Below are 20667 nucleotides of genomic sequence, written 5' to 3' on the forward strand. Positions count from 1 at the left end.
GGGCGCGGAGCCAATCTTTAATTTTTTGTTGTTTTTTGTCAGCAGGGGAGGGTGGCTTCGGCTCCGGGACGGTCGAGACAGAGGCATTGGGTGTCGCTTCCGGCGGGTAGATAGGTGGCGAAGTCGCATGCTTTCTGTGGCTGGCCCCAGAAGTGCATGGGGATGAAGTAGTCGACCCGGATTTTGCTGAGGAATATGTTGGCCCCTCGGGCGAAGTCGGTGCCCAGACGTGCGTCGACGGGGAACATCACGATGTGCATGTCGGGGTAGTCCTGAGAGATATTGTTGACGATTTTCTCGAAGTGGGCTTGTGCGGCCTGTGATTCGGCGGGTGTGGAGACGTCGCCCCAATGCCAGTCGTTGAGGTCGCCGGCGTGGAAGATGACATGGCCGTCGGGGAGGGTGATTGCGTAGGCTACGCCGGCGTCGGTGGATTTGTAGGCGCGGACTTTGCTTGTGCCGGGTATTTGATCGAGGATGTCGCCGGGGCTCATCCATGCTACCGAGAGTCCTTTGTCGGGGACTAATTTGGAGAAGATGTCGTAGGAGAGGACGTAGGTGCGTCTGTGGTCTTGTGCGAGTTCGAAGATGGAGGTGTTGAAGTGGTCGGGGTGGTGGTGACTCACGAAGAAGATGACGTCGGCGTCGGGGGATTCTCTGAGGACTTTCTCGAGTTTTTTGTCGGGGTCTTTGTAGTAGTCAAATACCATGACGGCGTCGGGGGTGGTGACGGCAAATCCGCTATGGTCGAGATATGTTACTTTTATCATGACGGTTGGGGTTGGTTACTTATATTTATATAACGCCGGAGGTGGTTGATTGTTTGTGTGTGCAGTATGTCAACGGTCGCTTACCGTGCGGTTTAGCTTTGGGCTGCGGAGCACGGTGTACCGCTAAAGTGGGTGGGGTGGGTCTGATGGGCCGGATGGGGCCGATGGTGTTGATGGGGGGAGTGTGGCCAGCAGGCGGGTGAGGGTGGCCATGTCGGGGATGGTGATGATTGTGACGGGCGGCGGTTCGGCGGGCTGTGGCTGCGGGGCTGCGTGGCAGTCGGCGATGCCGGGGCCTGAAGGTGGATGATGAGGAAGCCTGAGGCGTCGAGGATGGGGAAGAGTGCTGAACAGAGTCGCTTGAAGTTGCGCGGGTCGCGCAGGAGGGGTGAGTAGGTTTTGGCTTGGTGGGCGTTGAGGAGCATCATGAAGGCGGGGGTGGTGCCTCGGATGTGGTCGGCCTGCCGGTAGGTGATGTGACGGAGTCGTTTGTTGCGTGTGATGCGGGCGGGTCGCGAGGGGGTGCAGAGTATGGCTGTGGCTCCCGGGGGTGATGTGGCGAGCCTGTAGTCGAGGTAGCTGCGCAGGATGGCTGTGGTGTCGTGGCCGGGTCGGTCGATGATCATGACGGGTTGGGGGCGGCTGCGGCGGTTTTGCTCAAGGCGGGATATGACGCTTCGCTCGGCGGGGGTGAGTGCCCTGCCGAGGTGGCGTGAGAAGCCGTGACACCAGATGTCGGGTATGCGTGGCTTGCGTGGTTGATGGGTGGTGATGAGCCTCCTTGCGTGCATGTTTGCTTTTTTGTAGGCAAAGGTAGTGAGAATGGGGACGCAAGGGGTGCGGTAATGCCGCGCTGAAGCTCGGACGCAGGGGACAAAGCTTTGCGGCGTGGAAAGGGAGGAGGGATGGGCCTAATTGGGCAAATGGGCGGGGCTGGTCTTCGCGCTTCCGCGCTCACACTTTTTCAGAGAAGGTGGCTGGGATGGGGCCAATGGGCTGATGGGTTATTTTGTGAAGCGTTTGCCGTTCCATTTGTAGGTGAGTGTGGGTCGGAGGGCGGGGGAGAGGGTTTTGTAGGTGTCTTCGTCAAGGAAGGTGGCGAGGTTATTGGTGGCTGTGAGGGTGCCGGCGTCGGTGTCGATGAAGTAGGAGGCGAGCATGAAGGGGGTGTGGGCTGTTATTTCGGTGATGTCGTGGCCGGGGGTCATCCAGTCGTTCCATCCGGGGGCTGTGAAGTGTCGGTCGGTGGGGAGGGGGGCCCAGTTGCTGTCGTAGAATTTGATGGTGGAGTCGAGCCCGGGTGTGGCGACTGTGGATATGACGGCGAAGATGGTGTCGCGGCCGGCGGGGAGGAGGGCTATCTGTGCTGAGGAGGAGTCGGTGATTTTGACGGTGATGGTGGCGGGGGTGAGACTGGTGATGGCTGACCGTCCTTGCAGGCGGTTGGCGGAGGGGGTGGCGAGGCCGGAGTTGTAGTAGTCGACCATGTCAAGACGGGTGTTTTGGTCGAGGAGGGGGAAGATGCCTGTGGGGGCGGTGGTGAAGGCGTCGGCTGCTGTTTTTTGGGCTGTCACGGTGAGGGTGGCGAGGAGGAACAGGGCTGTGAGGAGTATCTGTTTCATCTTGATTGTTTGTTAATGTGGTTGGTTAATCGGGGGCTTTTGGGGTGGGGCCGAGCTGAATATCGGGAGTGGGGACAAGGCTTGGCGCAAGGGTGTGGGAGGGTGGCCTGTGGGGCTTTGGCTTCGCGCTTCCGCGCTCACACTTTTTCAAAGAGAGGAGAGGATAGGAGAGAGGGTGGGGGTTAGCGGGATTTTAGTTTTTTCTTTTTGTCGGCGAGGCGGGTGTAGTCGCGGGCGGGGTCGGCGATTTCGCTGTGGAGGCGTTTGCCGAAGAAGTCGGTGCCTGTGAGGGCTCCGACGACTTTGCGGGCGTCTTTTTTGTTGACGTCGAAGAGGGTGTAGGCGGGGAGGAGGTCGATGCGGCCTACGTCGATGCGTTTGCCTTGTATCTGGCGGTTGAGGAGCTCGATGAGGTTGCCTGCGAAGAATCCGTCGCGCTTGCCGACGTTGACGTAGATGCGTTCCATGCCATGTGCTGCCGTGCGACGGTCTTTTTCTTTGTCGTTGGCGGGCCGGTCGGTCTTGGCGGTTTTGCTTTTGCGTTCGGGCTTTGAGTCGATGAAGTCGATGTCGGGGGCGTCTTTGTAGTAGTCGAGGAGGCGGTTGAATTCGAGCGATATGACGCGCTTGAGGAGGTCTTGCTCGGAGAGCCATTCGAGTTTGCGGGAGATGCCCGGGAGGTAGGGTGCGATTTCGTCTTCGTTGACTTTGACGCGTTCGATGCGGTCGGCGAGGTTATAGAGCTGTTTTTCGATTATGTGCTGTGGGGTGGGTACGAGGAGGTGCTCGAAGGTTTTTCCGATGGCTCGTTCGATGTCGCGCAGACGTCCTTTTTCTCTTGAGTGTATTATGGCGACAGAAGTGCCTTTTTTCCCGGCTCGTCCTGTGCGTCCCGAGCGGTGGTTGTAGATGGCAGTGTCGTCGGGGAGGCCGTAGTTGATTACGTGTGTTAGGTCGCTTACGTCGAGGCCTCGTGCGGCAACGTCGGTGGCTATGAGGAGCGGGACGACGCGGTCGCGGAATTTTTTCATTACGATGTCGCGCTGTTGCTGTGAGAGGTCGCCGTGGAGTGCTTCGGCGTTGTATCCGTCGCGTATGAGTGAGTCGGCGATTTCCTGAGTGTCGCGGCGAGTGCGGCAGAATACGATGGCGTAGATGCCGGGCGAGTTGTCGACGACGCGTTTTAGGGCGAGGTATTTGTCGCGTGCGTTGACCATGTAGTAGATATGGCGGACGTTTTCGGAGCTTTCGTTGCGTGAGCCGACGATGATTTCTTCGTAGTCGCGCATGTAGCGTCGGGCTATCTTGAGGATGTCGGCGGGCATTGTGGCAGAGAATAGGAGAGTCTTGTGGTCGTCGGGGATGTGGGTGAGTATTTCTTCAATAGAGTCGAGGAATCCCATGTTGAGCATTTCGTCGGCTTCGTCGAGGACTACGGTGGAGACGTTGTCGAGCTTTACGACTCCTCGTTTGATGAGGTCGATGAGTCGTCCGGGGGTTGCTACGATTACGTTGACGCCTGTGCGCAGTGTCCGTATCTGGCTTTCGATGCTTGATCCACCGTAGACGGGTAGTATTTTTATGCCGGGGAGGTGGCGTGAGAAGTCGACGAGGTCGCTTCCGATCTGGAGGCACAGCTCGCGCGTAGGTGCGAGGACGAGGGCCTGGGGCCGCCTGTCGTCGGGGCTGACCCTCTGGAGCAGTGGCAGTCCGAAGGCTGCTGTCTTGCCAGTGCCTGTCTGTGCGAGTGCTATTATGTCGTTGGCGTCGCCAAGGAGCCGAGGGATGACGCGCTCTTGTATGGGCATGGGGTTTTCAAATCCCATTTCTTCGATGGCGCGGCGCAGGGGCTCGCTGACTCCGATTTCTTCAAATGATTTCAAATTGTCTTAGAATTGATGGCCGCTTAAGCGGCGGTGATTAATATATTTTATAACCGTTTGGGCGAGGGGCGGGTTTGGTTATATTTTGACAAAAGTAGGTATTTTTTTGTGAATAAGCAACAAGGCATCCCCTCGGGGGGATGCCTTGGCGTGGTGGGTGGGAGAGGTGGAGGTGTGAGAGAGGGGGGCTCAGTTTTCGTCGTATGTTACGGGGAGGACTCGTGAGATGGAGTGGTCGAGGGAGATCAGTGTTTCGGTGCCGACTACGCCGGGGATTACCTGGAGCTTGTGGTTGAGGAGCTCCATGAGGTGCTCGTTGTCGCGAGCGAAGAGCTTGACGAGCATGGTGTAGGGGCCTGTGGTGAAGTGACATTCCACGACTTCGGGTATTTTTTCAAGCTCGGGGACTACTTCGCGGTATAGGGCTCCACGCTCGAGGTTTACGCCGATGTAGGTGCATGTGCGGTAGCCGAGTATCTTTGGGTCAACGTTGTAGCCTGAGCCGGTGATAACGTTGAGGTCAATCATGCGCTGTATGCGCTGGTGGATGGCGGCGCGCGATACGCCGCATTCCTGAGCTACGTCTTTGGAGGCTATGCGGGCGTTTCGCATTACTATTTCGAGGATGCGTCGGTCGAGGTTGTCGATTTTTTCCATTACAAGTACTTATGATTTATGCAAGTGTGGTCAAATGCTTGGCAAATATATAGAAAAATCGCGAAATGTGAAACCTTTTGTCAGGAAAAAGTGTGTGGGCGGCCGTTTAAGAGGAGAAGTGATGTGTTGAGAGATGTTAACGTGAGTGTGCAATTTATGAGGAAATGTTAACGATTATCAAATTTCTTTTAATTATATGGGTGGCGGGCGGAAAATTGGTGTTACCTTTGCAGGAAATCTATTAAACAATATGTCATGATTGACAATATTTTGACCTATCTGCCTGCGCGCCATGCGGCAGAGCATCCGGAGCATCCGGCACTCGCGGCACAGGATGAGCAGGACAGGTGGTATGATATATCCTGGAGGGAGTTTGAGGCGCAGGTGCGTGTAGCGGCCCGTGCTCTGGCAGTGCTCGGAGTCAAGCCGACTGATTGTGTGGGCACTTTTTCGGCCAACCGTCCGGAGAATCTTGTGACTGATTTTGCCTGTTATCGCAACAGGGCTGTGTCGGTGTCGATATATGCGACATCGTCGCCCGAGCAGGTGGAGTATATAGTCAGCGATGCCTGCTGCGAGGTGTTGTTTGCAGGAAATACGACCCAGTATCGCTCGGCCCGCGAGGTACAGAGCCGTTGCGGCTGTCTGAAGCATATCGTTGTAATCAAGCCGATAGAGCTTGATGAGGATGATGAGAGCTCGATGCTGTGGAGCGACTTCATGAAGCTGGGCGAGAAGGCCGGCGATGAGGTGGAGGCGCAGGTGGAGAACAGGGCTAGGTCGGCATGTCCGGATGACCTTGCGACGCTTGTGTATACCTCTGGAACTACGGGCGAGCCCAAGGGTGCGATGCTGACTCACTCCAACTATGACTACGCGCTGGAGGCCCACAGGGTGAGACTCGACATGCTTTCGCCCAAGGATGTGTCGATGGCTTTTCTGCCTCTGAGCCATATATTTGAGAAGGGATTTACCTATGTGTGTCTGATGCTTGGCATCAAGGTGGCAGTCAACCGTGACCCGCGTGCCATACAGGACACCATCAAGGAGGTGAGGCCCACGTGTATGTGTGCCGTGCCGCGGTTCTGGGAGAAGGTGTATGCGGCCGTGCATGAGAAGATCGCGTCGATGAATCCTGTGGCCCGTATGATGGTGAATGCAGCTCTGAAGGTGGGCCGTAAGCGTAACATAGAGTATAAGCGCAGGGGGATGGAGGCTCCGTGGTGGCTTGAGAGCAGCTATAAGCTGTTTGACCGCAAGGTGTTTGCTATGCTGCGCGGTGCGATAGGCATCGACCACCCCAATATATTCCCGACCGCCGGTGCGCCGGTTTCGGCCGAGATAGTGGAGTTTTTCCATTCGGCCGGACTGTTTCTGATGACAGGCTATGGGCTGTCGGAGACCACGGCTACGGTGACTTGTTTCCCTATGAAGGACTATGAGATAGCTTCGGTGGGCACGGCTATACCGTGGGTGCAGGTCAAGGTGGACTCCAACTCGGAGGTGCTTGTCAAGGGCCCGACCGTGATGAGCGGCTATTATCACAAGCCTGAGGCTACGGCAGAGGCTTTTACGGCCGACGGATGGTTCAGGACGGGCGACGCGGGTTATATGGACAAGAGCGGCAATCTGTTTCTGACCGACCGCATCAAGGATCTTTTCAAGACTTCAAACGGCAAGTATATAGCTCCGCAGGCGATAGAGACACGTCTGGGCACAGATAAATTTATAGAGCAGGTGGCGGTGATAGGCGACGGCTACAAGTATGTGAGTGCGCTGATAGTGCCGTCGTTTGCCGCGTTGAGGGCGTGGGCGGACGATAAGAAAATCGCTTATGGCTCCATCGAGGAGCTGCTTGACGACAATAGGGTCAACGAAATGATGGAGAAGCGTCTGGAGGTGCTTCAGAAGGGTTTGGCTCCGTATGAGAAAATCAAGCGGTTCAAGCTGTTGCCTCATGAGTTTACGATGGACAGCGGCGAGCTGACCAATACGCTCAAGCTCAAGCGCAGGGTCATCAACAAGAATTATGCCCATATCATAGAGTCGCTCTACAGATAGACAGAGAAAAAACAAAAATATAATACACACTATTACATCAACTAAGGTATGAAAGTTGCGATTGTAGGCGTCAGTGGCGCAGTAGGACAAGAGTTCCTGAGAGTGCTCGATGAGCAGAATTTCCCGATCGACGAACTGTTGCTTTTCGGTTCGGAGCGTTCGGCCGGACGTACATATAATTACCGTGGCAAGGATTACACCGTGCAGTTGCTCAGAGATGAGCCAGAGGATTTCCGTGGTGTGGATTTCGCATTTGTGTCGGCTGGCGCGTCGGTGTCGAAGAAGTATGCCGATGTCATCACCAAGCACGGCGCGGTGATGATCGACAACTCTTCGGCTTTCCGCATGGATCCTGATGTGCCCCTGGTGGTGCCCGAAGTCAACGGCGAGGATGCTTTTGACGCTCCCCGCGGTGTGATAGCCAACCCCAACTGTACGACCGCCATCATGGTGGTGGCTCTGAAGCCCCTTAACGACATCTCGCCTATCAAGCGTGTGCATGTGGCTACCTATCAGGCAGCGAGCGGTGCCGGCGCGACAGGTATGGACGAGCTTGTGAAGCAGTATGAGGAGCTCGGCGAGGGCAAGGAGCCGACCGTCGAGAAGTTTGCCTATCAGTTGGCCTACAACCTTATCCCCCACATCGACGTGTTCCTTGACAATGACTATACCAAGGAGGAGATGAAGATGTATAACGAGACCCGTAAAATCATGCATGCTCCCGAGCTTTCGGTGAGCGCGACCTGTGTGCGAGTGCCCGTAGTGCGTGCCCACAGCGAGGCCGTGTGGGTTGAGACCGAGCGTCCTATCAGCGTCGAGGAGGCCCGCGCCGCTTTTGCCAAGGCCGAAGGTCTGGTGGTGATTGACGAGCCGGCCGAAAAGAAATATCCCATGCCGCTCTTCGCAGCCGGTACCGACCCTGTGTTCCTGGGTCGTCTGAGAGAGGATGTGGCTAATCCCAACGGGCTTACATTCTGGCTCGTGGGCGACCAGATAAAGAAAGGCGCAGCCCTCAATGCAGTGCAGATAGCACAGTATATGATAGCTCACCCCAGAAAGTAAACCTCTGCCTGAACGGTAATTGGCAATTAGCAGCCATTGTAATCACGATGCCGGAATAAACAATCGGTGAAGGATGGTTGTAATACATACTCACCGCGTGTAAGAGTCCGGCGGCCGATTGCCGGCTGATAATTGCTAATTACTAATTGATAAATATAAAGAAGAAGTATGCTTGATCTTGTAACGCTTCTGGCGTTGTTTGACCCCGCCGGGATAATGGCCCGGTTTCTTGAGGCTGATGCAATGACCGTCTACATGCTCGTGTTTGTGTTTATGGTCATAGAGAGTTCGTTTGTGCCATTTCCCTCGGAGGTGATAGTGCCTCCGGCCGCTTATCTTGCGTGTACGAGCCATGAGGTGAATATCGTGATGGTGACACTGCTTGCGACAGCCGGAGCTATCGTAGGCGCGCTTATCAACTATTATCTGGCTCTGTGGATAGGGCGTCCGATAGTGTATAAGTTTGCCGGTAGCCGTGTGGGTCACGCCTTTCTGCTCGACGAGGCCAAGGTGAAGCATGCCGAAGAGTATTTTGACGCCCACGGGGCCGTGTCGACCTTCATAGGACGACTTGTGCCGGCTGTGCGTCAGCTTATCTCGATACCCGCCGGACTGGCGAGGATGAATGTGGGCAAGTTTGTACTGTTCACAGGTCTGGGCGCACTCACCTGGAACGCCGTACTTGCCGCTCTAGGCTACTGGCTGGGCAAGATGGTGCCCCGCGAACAGCTCTTTGCCAAGGTGGAGGAGTATAACGACTATCTCACCTATGCGGGGCTTGCCCTCGGAGTTATATGCCTCGGCATCATCCTCTACAATGCCTTCAAACCCAAGAAAACAGTAAACGAATAACCACAGTAACACTGTAAAACAAAAACACCAGTCATGATACAGGTAGCACCCTCACTATTGGCCGCAGACTTCACGCGACTCGGCGAGGCCGTGGAGACCGTCAACCACAGCCGTGCGTCGCTGATACATATCGACGTGATGGACGGAATGTTCGTACCCAACATCTCGATAGGTTTTCCGGTGATAAAATCCATCAGCCGTGTGGCCGAGAAGCCACTCGACGTGCATATGATGGTCATGGATCCGGGCCGTTATGTCGGAGCCGTGCGCGATGCGGGCGGCGACCTGATGAATGTGCACTATGAAGCCTGTACGCATCTTCACCGCGTGGTGGCGTCGATACACGAGGCCGGAATGAAGGCCGGCGTGACGCTCAATCCGGCTACCCCCGTGGAGATGCTCGAGGATATAATAGGCGATGTCGAACTGGTGCTGCTCATGAGTGTCAATCCGGGATTCGGAGGGCAGAAGTTCATAGCCAATACCATTAATAAGGTGTGTCGTCTGCGCGACATGATTGACCGCACAGGCTCCAAAGCCGTGATAGAGATTGACGGAGGTGTGGACCTCAACACCGCACCCGCTCTCATCGAGTCGGGGGCCGATGTGCTTGTGGCCGGCAGCTATGTGTTCAGGGCTCCGGACCCCTGTAAAGCTATCAGTGAACTCATAGACCTGGCCGCAGTATGACCAAGAGTGATATAGAGGAAATCCGCATCGAGGATTACGACTATCCGCTGCCCGACGAGCGAATAGCCAAACATCCGCTCGAGGAGCGCGACAAGTGTCTGCTGCTGGTGAGAGACGGCGAGGGACGGAGGGAGACGCGACTGTTTGCCGACCTGCCCGGCCTGCTGCCCGAGGACGCGATGCTTGTGTATAACAACACGAGGGTCATCAACGCGCGTCTGCGTTTCCGCAAGGGAGCCGACGGCAACGGCGCGCTGATAGAGATATTCTGTCTGGAGCCGCACGAGCCGGCCGACTATGCCGTGAATTTCGCAAGCACACGCGAATGTGCTTGGACCTGTCTTGTCGGCAACTCCAAACGATGGAAGGAAGGGCCCCTGACGCGCCGCGTGACAGTGGAGGGCCGGGAGGTGACGCTGACCGCCATGCGCGAGAGCAAGGACGGAGCGGCCTCGACGGTGCGTTTCAGTTGGGACAACAGCGAGGTGACATTCAGCTCGATAATCTCGGCACTCGGCGAGATACCCATCCCGCCTTATCTCAACCGTTCGACCGAAGAGAGCGACTCGGAGGACTATCAGACCGTCTATTCGCGCATCGAAGGCTCGGTGGCCGCTCCGACTGCGGGGCTGCATTTCACTCCGGAGGTGCTCGAGGCCATAGACCGCCGCGGCATACCGCGGCGCGAACTTACGCTCCACGTCGGGGCCGGGACTTTTCAGCCTGTCAAGAGCGACACCATAGGCGAGCATGAGATGCACAACGAGTTTATAGCCGTGCCGCGCGCTCTAATCGAAGAACTGGCCACCACCGGACGCCGTGTCATAGCGGTGGGCACCACATCGGTGCGCACGCTCGAGAGCCTCTATCATCTCGGATGTATGCTCCACTCGGGACTTGACGCGTCGACACTCCCGCAGTGGTATCCCTACAGTCCGGAACATCCGCGCCTCGAAGTCGCGGAGGCCATGACGGCGATACTCCGCCGGCTCGAGGAGGAGGGGAGCGACACGTTTATAGCATCGACCCGGCTGATGATTGCACCGGGCTATGACTATCGGGTGGTCAAGGGGATGGTCACCAATTTTCACCAGCCTCGCTCCACGTTGCTGCTGCTCGTGTCGGCATTTCTCGGCGGAGACGAATGGCGCAGTGTGTATGACTACGCGCTCGGCGGGGAATATCGTTTCCTGTCGTATGGCGACGCGTGTCTCTTCCTGAAATGAGAAGTGGCGCGCTGTACATATCATAATCTTGACAATCCATAACCTTAAAACTGACATGAAAAAAACTATCGCACTGATTTTTGCGTCACTTCTTGCCCTGACTTCGGGAGTAACGGCCGTTGGCGCGAAAAAAGACAGCCGTAAAAACAAGGATATAAGTGAATATTTTGCCGCACGCATCGCCGGTGACGCCGCGCGGACCTATGAGGGCACAAAGAAAGTGGCTCTACGCGATGTGGAGCGTATGCGCGACATGGTGTGGGAGGAGTGGAAAAAGGCCAATGCTGCGGCCGACGAAAGCCGTCTTCCCGCCACAGGACCTCTTGCCGAGGCTGCCGACATGTCCTGGGACATACCCTCGGAGCTTGAGCCCGATGCGGTGATGCCCTATGTGTATGGCAGCAAGGGAGAGTCGGCCGAGGCTCGCCCGTTCTTCATATTTCTCCACGGCTCCGGCCCAAAGGCTCAGGAGTGGAAGACACTCAAGCAGATAGCCGCAGCTTATGACGATGCTCCGAGTGTGTATTTCATCCCCCAGATACCCAACGAAGGCGAATGGTATCGCTGGTATCAGCGCGGCAAGCAGTGGGCGTGGGAGCGACTGTTGCGCCAGGCCCTGCTGCGTGACGAGATAGATGCCGACAAGGTGTATTTCATGGGCATATCGGAGGGCGCGTATGGCAGTCAGCGACTGGCATCGTATTATGCCGACTATCTCGCGGGAGCCGGTCCGATGGCCGGAGGCGAGCCGCTGGTCAATGCTCCTGCCGAAAATCTGCGCAACACGGCCTTTGTGCTCCGCACAGGTCAGAGAGACTTCGGTTTTTACCGCAACGTGCTCACCCGCATAGCCGCCATCAAGCTCGACAGTCTCCAACAACTGTATCCAGGACATTATGATTACATGGTGGAGCTTATACCCGACGCGGGCCACGGCATAAACTATATGCCCACGGCACCGTGGCTGCGCAAGCACAAACGCAATCCATATCCCAAGTCGGTCTACTGGGAGAACTTTGAGATGGACGGCCGTTATCGCGACGGGTTCTATAATCTCTATGTCGATGAACGGAGCAACGACGATGAGTCGCAACGCACATGTTATGAGATGAATATCAACGGCAATGAGGTGGATGTGACTGTGAGTCTCGTGAAGTATGAGCCGAGTCTGGTCGGCAATGATTTCGGATTCCCGATATCGCTTGATTTCCGCAAGACATATGTACCGGCAACCAAGGGCCGTTTTACGGTCTATCTCAATGACAGCCTTGTGGATATGAGCAAAGAGGTGACGCTTAGGGTCAACGGCCGCGAGGTGTTTCGCGGAAAGGTGAAACCCTCGCTCGAGGATATGGTCAACAGTTGCGCCCGTTATTATGAGCGCGCCCGCATATATCCGGCCTCGATAAAGGTTGAGATTTGATAATCGTGACATCAAGAATTACTGAATCGGCTGCGCGACACACCCCGCGCAGCCGATTCTCATTTGTTTCGGACATCTTTTCGTCGCCTTCATGGTGATTTTTTGACATCAGTAAAGGCATAATTTTTTCGGGAAGCGGTTTTTATTTTAAATTTTTAATTTTTGACTTTAGAATGATTTTCATTACCTTTGTGATTGCATAAAACCGTATCAACAAAGATTATGAAAATCAAACTGTTCATATTGTCGTTGCTTGCGCTTGTCGGCCTGAGGCAGACGGCTAAGGCCGACACATATTTCCCCTATCCGATAGTGCCTGACTCGGTGGCCACATTTCAGGGCCGCTGCAATTATCTGGCCGACCATTTCTGGGATTTCTGCGAGATGACCAAGGCATTTTCGGCCCGTCAGAAGATGGCTCAGGAGATGAAGGTCTATCTCTCGGTAGTGGCCAATGCCGAGCCGAGCGTAGCCGTGCGCGGGGTCAACGCGCTGATGAAGAAACTCGAGAAGCAGCCCAAGGACCAGGTGTTTATGGCTACGGTGGCCGAGAGCCAGCTCTATGGAGACACCGCCGAGATGTGGATTGACGGGCTCTATCTGCCGTTTGCCGAGGCAGTTGCCGCCAACAAGCGGGTGTCGAAGGCCGAGAAGGCACGTTTTGTGCAGCAGGCCGAGGTGCTCCGCAACTCCATGGTTGGCAGCCGCGCACCTTCGCTGCCCTACACAACCCGTGACGGCCGGGCTGGAGACCTGCAGAACGATTCGGCCGAGGTTGTGATAGTGTTTTTCAACGACCCCGACTGCAGCAGTTGCAACATGGCCCGCATACGTCTTGACGCGGATGTGTCGATGACTGAGCTTGTCAACGAGGGTACGGTCAAGGTTGTGGCCATTACGCTTGCCGAGCCTGACGAGGAGTGGAAGAAGGCTGTGGAGGGTTATCCCGCCAACTGGATTGTAGGCGCGGCACCTGATGCCGATCTGAGTATCGATCTGCGCGCCGGCACGCCCGACTTCTATATACTTGGCCGCCATAACATCATACGCTATAAACATCTCAACGCCGACCAGGTGCTTGACGTGGCGCGGCAACTGAAGAAGAGATAGCAGGTCCGACCGGACGAACCATGCATCGTACATCGCCCCTGCCGAAGTAAGAGGGGGGATTAAACACCCGACAAAGTAATCAAAATAATATCAGTTCTAAAATCAAGATAATGTCCTGGCATCACTCACCGCTCATAAACGTGTTTCTCCGTCTGACGGGCTACACTTACACCAATCTCGGACGCTTGTTCATGCGCCTGTTTGTCGGCATCATGCTGTTGCAGTTTGGCATACGCCATCTTGTCAACTACAACGAGCTGTGCATGACGTTTCCGACGGTGCTCGACATGTCATCGTCGACGTCGCTGGTGCTGATGATAATTATCGAGCTGGTGTGCTCGCTGCTGATAATGGTCGGATTTCTGACCCGTCTGAGCACTATCCCGCCGATTGTGGCCATGTGTGCCGCCGAGTACTACATACTCCATGACATGGTGCCTTATCTGCCGGTGTATGGTCTTGACTCGACCGATCCGGGTTATCTGCCCATCATGTTTATCGGCATTTACATATGGATGCTCATAGCAGGTCCGGGCAAGATTTCGCTTGATTATTTCATTTCGCTCTACATCATCAACCGCCGCGGCAAGGATGAGGAGGAGGAGCTTGAGGAAGTCTAAGTAGAGTTTAAGAGTTTAGAGTTTAGAGTTTAAGAGTTTATGCGAGTAGCGGTATTAATATCCGGTGGAGTCGACAGTGCGGTGGCCGTGCACAGGTTGCTGGAGCAGGGTCATGACCTGCACCTGTTTTATATCCGCATTGGACTTGATACGGGCGAGGGCGACTGCTCGGCCGAGGAGGACATAGAGATGTGTCGCTATATAGCCAGGAAATATGCTTTGCCCTTTGACGTCGTGTCGCTTCACGAGGAGTATTGGGAGAATGTCATGGAGTATGCTCTGCGTACGGTGCGACAGGGTCTGACCCCCAATCCCGACGTGATGTGCAACAAGATGATAAAATTCGGTTTTTTTGAGGAACGCTGGGGCCGCGAATTTGACCGCACCGCCACGGGCCACTATGCCACCACCCATGAGATAGACGGGCTTACATGGCTCGGCACGGGTGTTGACCGGGTCAAGGACCAGACTGACTTTCTGTGTCGCATATCCTATGAGCAGCTCAGCCGTCTGATGTTTCCGATCGGCGACCTGCCCAAAGCCGAGGTGCGCCGTCTGGCCATAGAGACAGGTATGCCCAACGCATATCGCCGCGACAGCCAGGGCATATGTTTTCTCGGCAAAATCAACTATAATGACTTCATACGCCGTCATCTCGGCGAGAAGCCCGGCCCCATCGTGGAGCTTGAGACCGGCCGCAAGCTCGGCGAGCACAAGGGATTCTGGTTTCACACCATCGGCCAGCGCAAGGGCCTTGGTCTGAGCGGAGGGCCGTGGTATGTGGTGAAGAAGAACGTGCACGACAATGTGGTGTATGTCTCGCAGGGCTATGACACGGAGAAGCAGTATGGTCAGGTGCTTCATCTCGACGAGATGCACTGGCTTACCCGCAATCCGTGGCCGGGCGATTGCGAGGGGGTGGAAGTGACGTTTAAAAACCGTCACAGCCCCGACTTTCTCAACGCCCGCCTCACTCGTCTGGGCGACGGAGAATATGTGATAGACTCGGAGCAGCCTGTACAGGGCATTGCTCCGGGACAGTTTGCGGTGATATATACCCCCGACAGCCGCCTGTGTCTCGGCAGCGGTGTGATAACGGGACGAAACATAATGTTGTAATATCGTAAAATAAGGCGTATGGATAACGATAACAACGACCTGTTCGGAAACCTTGACTCAAGCGGTGCAGGCGATACGCCCCGCGTGAGACTGAGAGTGCTCGGCATCTCTTACAGTCAGATTCAGAACGGAGCCTACGCGCTGATACTGGCGCAGGTGGGCGGGCAGTTTCGCATTCCGGTGGTAATCGGGGCGAGCGAGGCCCAGGCCATAGCTCTGAAGATGGAGGGCATAGTGCCTCCGCGACCGCTGACCCATGATCTGTTCACGGGGCTGGGCCGGGCGTTCGGTATTGAACTGCTGGAGGTGTTTATCTACAGGTTTGAGGACGGAGTGTTTTACTCCGAGCTGACCTTTACCGACGGAGAGCGTACAGTGTCGCTCGACTCGCGCACGTCGGACGCTGTGGCTGTGGCCATGCGCACGGGCGCGCCTATCTATACCACTACAGAGATTCTTACCGAGACCGGATTTGAGCTCGAAGACCTTGCCGCCGACAGCGGTGATGGCGAGGAGGGCGAGCTGCGCAACGATGATGCCGACGATAATGCCGGTGTCACGCCGGTGCGTACACCTAAGCTCGAGAATTATACCGTGGAGGAGCTGAAGAAGACTCTCGCGCGGCTTATCGAGAACGAGGAGTATGAGGAAGCAGCCCGTGTCGCCGAGATTATCAAGCGCAAGGAGAATAAGAGTTGAAAGTCGAGAGTGTAAAAAAGTTTTAAGAGTTATAATCTAAAAATCAAGAAGAACGTGTCAACAAAACGTGTACTGCAAGTGCGTCTGGCCGCACTGTCGTTTCTCGAGTTTGGCGTGTGGGGAGCTTACCTCATATCGCTGGGCAATTATCTCGGCTCGGTCGGGCTGGCCACACATATAGGGTGGTTTTATGCTGTGCAGGGCATAGTGTCGCTGTTTATGCCGGCTGTTGTGGGCATTATCGCCGACCGCTGGATTCAGGCCCAGCGCATGCTTAGCCTGTGTCATCTGCTTGCCGGACTGTTCATGGCCGCCGCCGCTGTGTATGCTCTCACGGTGCCGGTGGTGGAGTTTGGCCCGCTCTTTACGCTCTACACATTCTCGGTGGCTTTTTTCATGCCGACCATAGGCCTGAACAACTCGGTGGCGTTCAACGCACTGAGCCGGGCCGGCCTTGACACCATAACATGCTTCCCGCCCATACGTGTGTTTGGCACGGTGGGTTTCATCTGCTCGATGCTGTTTGTCAACTTCACACAGTTTCAGACCAATCCCTATCAGCTTGTGACTTCGGCCGTGCTGAGTTTCTGCATGGCGGCCTACGCGCTGACCATGCCGCAGTGTCCTGTTGACAAGAAGGCCTCGGGCTCGCTTGCCGACTCGCTCGGACTCAAAGCGTTCGGGCTGTTCAAGGTGAAGCGTATGGCGATATTCTTTATTTTCAGCATGTGTCTAGGCGTGTCGCTGCAGATAACCAACAGTTACGGCAACATATTTATCACCTCGTTTTCAGACATAGCCTCGTTTGCCGACACCTGGGGTGCCCGTAATGCCAACGCGCTCATCTCGCTGTCGCAGATCAGCGAGACGCTGTGTATACTGCTCATACCTTTCTGTCTCAAACGTTTCGGCATCAAGGGTGTGATGCTCATGTCGATGTTTGCATGGGTGTTGCGTTTCGCGTTTTTCGGCATGGGCGACACTGGCGGCGGACTGTGGCTGCTCGTACTCTCGTGTATAGTCTACGGCGTGGCCTTTGACTTCTTCAACGTGTCGGGCGGCCTCTATGTCGACCAGCAGACAACAAAAGATCTGCGTTCGAGCGCGCAGGGACTCTTTATGATTATGACCAACGGCATCGGCGCGACCGTAGGCACTCTTGCCGCCCAGGCCATAGTGAACCATTACGTATTCTCTCAGACCACACCCGAGGCACAGCATGCCGGCTGGACCACTTCGTGGTATATCTTCGCGGCCTATTCGCTTGTGATTGCCGTGCTGTTCATATTCCTCTTCAAAGACACCCCGACTCCACCAATGATGAGGAGGCCTGTCTTATCAAGGAAATCGAGGATAACAAGGCCGCTGTGTAAGCGTGACCGATATATTCATGAATAAAAGATGATACAGTTTTATGCTCCTGACATAGCCGAGACCCTGACGCTACCCGAGAGTGACTCGCGGCATGCCGTCAAGGTGTTGCGCATGACCGAGGGCGAAGAGCTCCAGGTCATAGACGGACGCGGCAATGTGTACACATGCCGGCTTGTCGACGCTCACCCCAAGCGTGCCGGCGTGGAGATAGCCGAGTGTCACCGTCAGCCGTTGCCGTGGAGCCAACAGATAGTGGCGGCCGTAGCTCCGACCAAGCATATGGACCGCATGGAGTGGCTGGTGGAAAAGCTCACTGAGACGGGAGTAAACCGCATAGTGCCTCTGCTGTGTGACCGCAGCGAGCGGCGCGAAATCAAGACCGAACGGCTCGAAAAGATAGCCGTGTCGGCCATGAAGCAGTCGCTCAAAGCCGTGCTCCCGGTCATTGACCCCATGACTCCGCTTCGTCAGGCTGTGGGCAGATTGCTGCCAGAGGCCCGCAGGTATGTGGGCTATTGTGATGACAGCGTGGAGCGTCGCGACTTTGCCAACGTCTATGAGGCGGGACGAGACACGGTGATATTCATCGGGCCGGAGGGCGATTTTTCGCCTTCGGAGGTAGAGATGCTGCTCGGAGGCGGGGTTATGCCCGTGACGTTTGGTGAAAACCGTCTGCGCACCGAGACCGCCGCGCTCTATGGCGTCACCGCCTGTCATGTGCTTGACTCGCTTGCCTCACGATAGGACGCGGCGCATAGTCAAGAAAAACGACTTGCAGAATAATTACTAATTGATAATTACTAATTACTAATTGAATAAAGTGTTTTCATTTAAAGAATACTCATCACGGCCGCAGTTTTTCCTGCTTGCGGGCCCGTGTGTCATAGAAGGCGAAGAGATGGCTATGGACATAGCCGAGCAGTGTGTGAAAGTCACGAGCAAACTGGGCATACCCTATGTGTTCAAGGGCTCCTATCGCAAGGCCAACCGCTCGCGCATCGACTCGTTTACGGGCATAGGTGACGAGAAAGCCTTGAAGATACTGGCCAAGGTGCGCGAGACATTCGGCGTGCCCGTTGTGACCGATATCCACACAGCCGGCGAGGCCGCGATGGCCGCGGAGTATGTGGATGTGCTCCAGATACCCGCCTTCCTGTGCCGCCAGACCGATCTGCTTGTGGCTGCTGCCGAGACCGGCAAGGCCGTCAATATCAAGAAGGGGCAGTTTCTCTCGCCCGAAGCCATGGGTTTTGCCTTGCAGAAGGTGAGAGATGCCGGCAATGACAACGTGGCATTGACCGAGCGAGGCGTGACATTCGGCTATCAGGACCTGGTGGTGGACTATCGCGGCATCCCCGAGATGCAGAAGTTTGGCGCACCTGTGATTCTCGACGTCACCCATTCGCTCCAGCAGCCCAATCAGGCGGCGGGCGTGACCGGCGGACGTCCCGACCTCATCGACACCATAGCCCGTGCGGGTGTAGCCGTGGGTGTGGACGGAATCTTTATCGAGACTCATCAGAATCCGTCGGTAGCCAAGAGCGACGGCGCAAATATGCTCCCTCTTGCACAGCTCCCCGTCCTTCTGGCACGGCTGTCGGCCCTGCGGGCGGTAATAAATAATTTTTGAATGTCGTGTGAAAACATTCAATATCCTACACATTTCAACATCCGATAGAAAGTGAACATAAAAACCATCACATTAGGTCTTGTCATGAGTGTCAGCGCGGTGTTTGCCGCATCGGCTCAGACAGGATATGACGATCCCATGTCACAGGCACTGCTCAAGGCCTTTGACGAACTGCTTGCCGAAGACCCACGCGACCCGGAGACACTCGTGCGCCGCGCCGGGCTCTATTATGCCCACCGTGACTACGTGAAGGCTCTCGATGACATCAATACGGCCATGAAGTATTATGAGCCTGATGATGAAGAGGCGCGCTATCCCGCCTATCAGATAAGGGCCAAGATATATAAGGCACAGAAAAAGTATACCGACGCACTGTCGGACTTAAACAAGGTGCTTGCCATGTCGCCTCAGGATTACGGCACCATCTATCAGCGTGCGCAAACACTCTATGAGCTGGGCCGCTATCAGGAGGCCAACGCCGACTATAATCTGATGCTCCGCCTCAATCCCCACAGCCAGGATGCATTGCTGGGTCAGGCGAGTGTGGCCGTGAAGCAAAACAATCTCGGCACAGCCAATGAGCTTGCCGACCGCGCTGTGGCTCTTTCGCCCAACCGAAGCGAAATCTATCTGGGCCGTGCAGCGGTGCGTCGTCTCATGGGCAACGAGCAGGGTGCCGTCGACGACTATGTGACAGCCATCTCGGTGGATAATGTCAGCACCGGCCGCGCTTTGCAGCACCTTGTGGACATGTCGCGCACCGACTATCCCACGGTGATGTCGGGCCTGTCATCGGCCATAGGCAAGGCTCCGCGTAACGGCATGTTTTATTTCATCCGCGCCATGATAGCGCAGGGCCACTGCAATTATCTTGCCGCCATTGCCGACTATGACAAGATAATCAACGAAAATCTCGATTCATATCCCGGCCTTAACGGCGCGCTGGCCGAGTGTTACTATTATCTCGGCCGCTATGACCGCGCGCTTCTCAATGCCGACTATGCCATAAGCGCGACCGACGACAATGAGTTTTATTATGTGGTGAAGTCGCGCATCAAGCGTGCTCTCGACGACAACGAGGGTGCCCTTGACGCAGCCGAGAAGGCTCTCGAGAAGTCGCCCGAGGACCTTGATGCACTTGTCGCCAAGGCTCTCGCCCAGGTGGAGCTGGGCCAGGTGGCCGATGCGGCGGTGGCTCTCAGCGAGGCGGCGATGGTCAATCCCGAGAATCCCGAGTTGCAGATGCTGCGCGGATGGGTGCTTGGCGACTATCGCAAGCAGAAGACCAATGCCGAGCGTGCCTATGACATGGTGCTCGACATGGATTATGACTTTGACAATGTGATGTCGCTGCGCGGATTTGCTCTGCTGGCACTTGGCCGTCAGGAGCAGGGTGACAAGTGGATGGAGCGAGTGCTCGAGACCGCCGACGATTATGACGGTGCGGTCAACTATTATGCGACCTGCTATTATGCCCAGGCCGGCATGCCCGAGCGTGCTCTGCGCTGCATGGAGGCTTCGCTCGAAAAGGGTTATGCCAATTATCACAACTGGACAAAGGCTTCGGAGGCCAATATCAACTGTGCTCCTATACGCAAAGACCCCAAATTTACCGCTCTTCTCGAAAAATACAGCCATCTGTTCAAGTAGTTTGAAGTTTAAAAAGTAATAAGTTTAGAAAGTTAAGACAGGAGTACAGGAGTTTTTTAGGTGGATTAGCACCTTATTTAACGTGAGTTCGATATAAGCAATCAGAACAAAGTTAGCTGGTTATCTGTCACAAACTCCAAAGAGATAGACGGTTTCTTTGGGAAAAAGCAGTAAGCAGCGATAGCACTCAAGGCATTGGTGATAAAATTAGCGAAAGAC

At 55.5% G+C, this 20667-nt stretch carries 19 protein-coding genes and 1 pseudogene; 14 read left to right on the plus strand and 6 right to left on the minus strand.

The window, feature by feature from the left end; genetic code table 11:
- Positions 1–38: 38 nt before the first annotated feature.
- The 5 genes from QGT73_RS05080 to QGT73_RS05100 all read right to left on the minus strand — a co-directional run bounded on the left by QGT73_RS05080 (position 39) and on the right by QGT73_RS05100 (position 4932).
- Positions 39–770 (minus strand): MBL fold metallo-hydrolase, encoded by a 732-nt coding sequence (locus QGT73_RS05080; protein ID WP_280121714.1) that lies wholly within the window; start codon positions 768–770, stop codon positions 39–41.
- Between the two features lie 92 nt (positions 771–862).
- A complete protein-coding gene (locus tag QGT73_RS05085) occupies positions 863–1561 on the minus strand; it encodes a hypothetical protein (RefSeq protein ID WP_280121715.1) in 699 nt (232 codons plus the stop codon).
- 213 nt (positions 1562–1774) lie between these two features.
- Complete coding sequence (locus tag QGT73_RS05090; RefSeq protein ID WP_280121716.1) at positions 1775–2392, minus strand: DUF3256 family protein; 618 nt, start codon at positions 2390–2392, stop codon at positions 1775–1777.
- 182 nt (positions 2393–2574) lie between these two features.
- A complete protein-coding gene (locus QGT73_RS05095; RefSeq protein ID WP_280121717.1) occupies positions 2575–4275 on the minus strand; it encodes a DEAD/DEAH box helicase in 1701 nt (566 codons plus the stop codon).
- A gap of 189 nt (positions 4276–4464) precedes the next feature.
- Positions 4465–4932 carry an Lrp/AsnC family transcriptional regulator gene (locus QGT73_RS05100; RefSeq protein ID WP_123617730.1) on the minus strand — a complete coding sequence of 156 codons (468 nt, stop codon included), beginning with the start codon at positions 4930–4932 and terminating at the stop codon, positions 4465–4467.
- Positions 4933–5187: 255 nt separating this feature from the next.
- Here QGT73_RS05100 and QGT73_RS05105 point away from each other — a divergent pair, with 255 nt between their 5' ends.
- The 14 genes from QGT73_RS05105 to QGT73_RS05170 all read left to right on the plus strand — a co-directional run bounded on the left by QGT73_RS05105 (position 5188) and on the right by QGT73_RS05170 (position 20448).
- Positions 5188–6993, plus strand: a complete 1806-nt coding sequence (locus QGT73_RS05105; RefSeq protein ID WP_280121718.1) for an AMP-dependent synthetase/ligase — start codon at positions 5188–5190, stop codon at positions 6991–6993.
- A gap of 48 nt (positions 6994–7041) precedes the next feature.
- Positions 7042–8055: an aspartate-semialdehyde dehydrogenase gene (locus tag QGT73_RS05110; protein WP_123617731.1), complete on the plus strand. Its 1014-nt coding sequence runs from the start codon at positions 7042–7044 to the stop codon at positions 8053–8055.
- 216 nt (positions 8056–8271) lie between these two features.
- Positions 8272–8907: a DedA family protein gene (locus QGT73_RS05115; protein ID WP_280121730.1), complete on the plus strand. Its 636-nt coding sequence runs from the start codon at positions 8272–8274 to the stop codon at positions 8905–8907.
- A 33-nt stretch (positions 8908–8940) separates the two neighbouring features.
- Positions 8941–9597 carry a ribulose-phosphate 3-epimerase gene (rpe, locus tag QGT73_RS05120; protein WP_280121719.1) on the plus strand — a complete coding sequence of 219 codons (657 nt, stop codon included), beginning with the start codon at positions 8941–8943 and terminating at the stop codon, positions 9595–9597.
- Complete coding sequence (locus tag QGT73_RS05125; protein WP_280121720.1) at positions 9594–10823, plus strand: S-adenosylmethionine:tRNA ribosyltransferase-isomerase; 1230 nt, start codon at positions 9594–9596, stop codon at positions 10821–10823. The genes rpe and QGT73_RS05125 overlap by 4 nt, the downstream gene beginning before the upstream one ends.
- A gap of 55 nt (positions 10824–10878) precedes the next feature.
- Positions 10879–12246, plus strand: a complete 1368-nt coding sequence (locus tag QGT73_RS05130) for a hypothetical protein (protein ID WP_280121721.1) — start codon at positions 10879–10881, stop codon at positions 12244–12246.
- 222 nt (positions 12247–12468) lie between these two features.
- Complete coding sequence (locus QGT73_RS05135) at positions 12469–13356, plus strand: DUF5106 domain-containing protein (RefSeq protein ID WP_280121722.1); 888 nt, start codon at positions 12469–12471, stop codon at positions 13354–13356.
- Positions 13357–13466: 110 nt separating this feature from the next.
- Positions 13467–13976, plus strand: coding sequence for a DoxX family protein (locus tag QGT73_RS05140; RefSeq protein ID WP_280121723.1), 510 nt, complete (start codon positions 13467–13469; stop codon positions 13974–13976).
- A 39-nt stretch (positions 13977–14015) separates the two neighbouring features.
- Positions 14016–15095: a tRNA 2-thiouridine(34) synthase MnmA gene (mnmA, locus tag QGT73_RS05145; protein WP_280121724.1), complete on the plus strand. Its 1080-nt coding sequence runs from the start codon at positions 14016–14018 to the stop codon at positions 15093–15095.
- 18 nt (positions 15096–15113) lie between these two features.
- Positions 15114–15794, plus strand: coding sequence for a bifunctional nuclease domain-containing protein (locus QGT73_RS05150; protein ID WP_280121725.1), 681 nt, complete (start codon positions 15114–15116; stop codon positions 15792–15794).
- A gap of 54 nt (positions 15795–15848) precedes the next feature.
- The gene (locus tag QGT73_RS05155) at positions 15849–17192 is read left to right on the plus strand and encodes an MFS transporter (protein ID WP_280121726.1); all 1344 of its coding nucleotides are present in this window, start codon (positions 15849–15851) and stop codon (positions 17190–17192) included.
- A gap of 3 nt (positions 17193–17195) precedes the next feature.
- Complete coding sequence (locus tag QGT73_RS05160) at positions 17196–17912, plus strand: RsmE family RNA methyltransferase (RefSeq protein WP_280121727.1); 717 nt, start codon at positions 17196–17198, stop codon at positions 17910–17912.
- A 76-nt stretch (positions 17913–17988) separates the two neighbouring features.
- Positions 17989–18798, plus strand: coding sequence for a 3-deoxy-8-phosphooctulonate synthase (gene kdsA / locus QGT73_RS05165; RefSeq protein WP_280121728.1), 810 nt, complete (start codon positions 17989–17991; stop codon positions 18796–18798).
- A gap of 51 nt (positions 18799–18849) precedes the next feature.
- A complete protein-coding gene (locus tag QGT73_RS05170; protein WP_280121729.1) occupies positions 18850–20448 on the plus strand; it encodes a tetratricopeptide repeat protein in 1599 nt (532 codons plus the stop codon).
- A gap of 101 nt (positions 20449–20549) precedes the next feature.
- Here QGT73_RS05170 and QGT73_RS05175 read toward each other — a convergent pair.
- Positions 20550–20667 (minus strand): annotated as a pseudogene (locus QGT73_RS05175) (IS982 family transposase); the annotation flags it as partial.

The organism is Duncaniella muricolitica, assembly GCF_910574735.1.
GTDB lineage: Bacteria > Bacteroidota > Bacteroidia > Bacteroidales > Muribaculaceae > Duncaniella > Duncaniella muricolitica.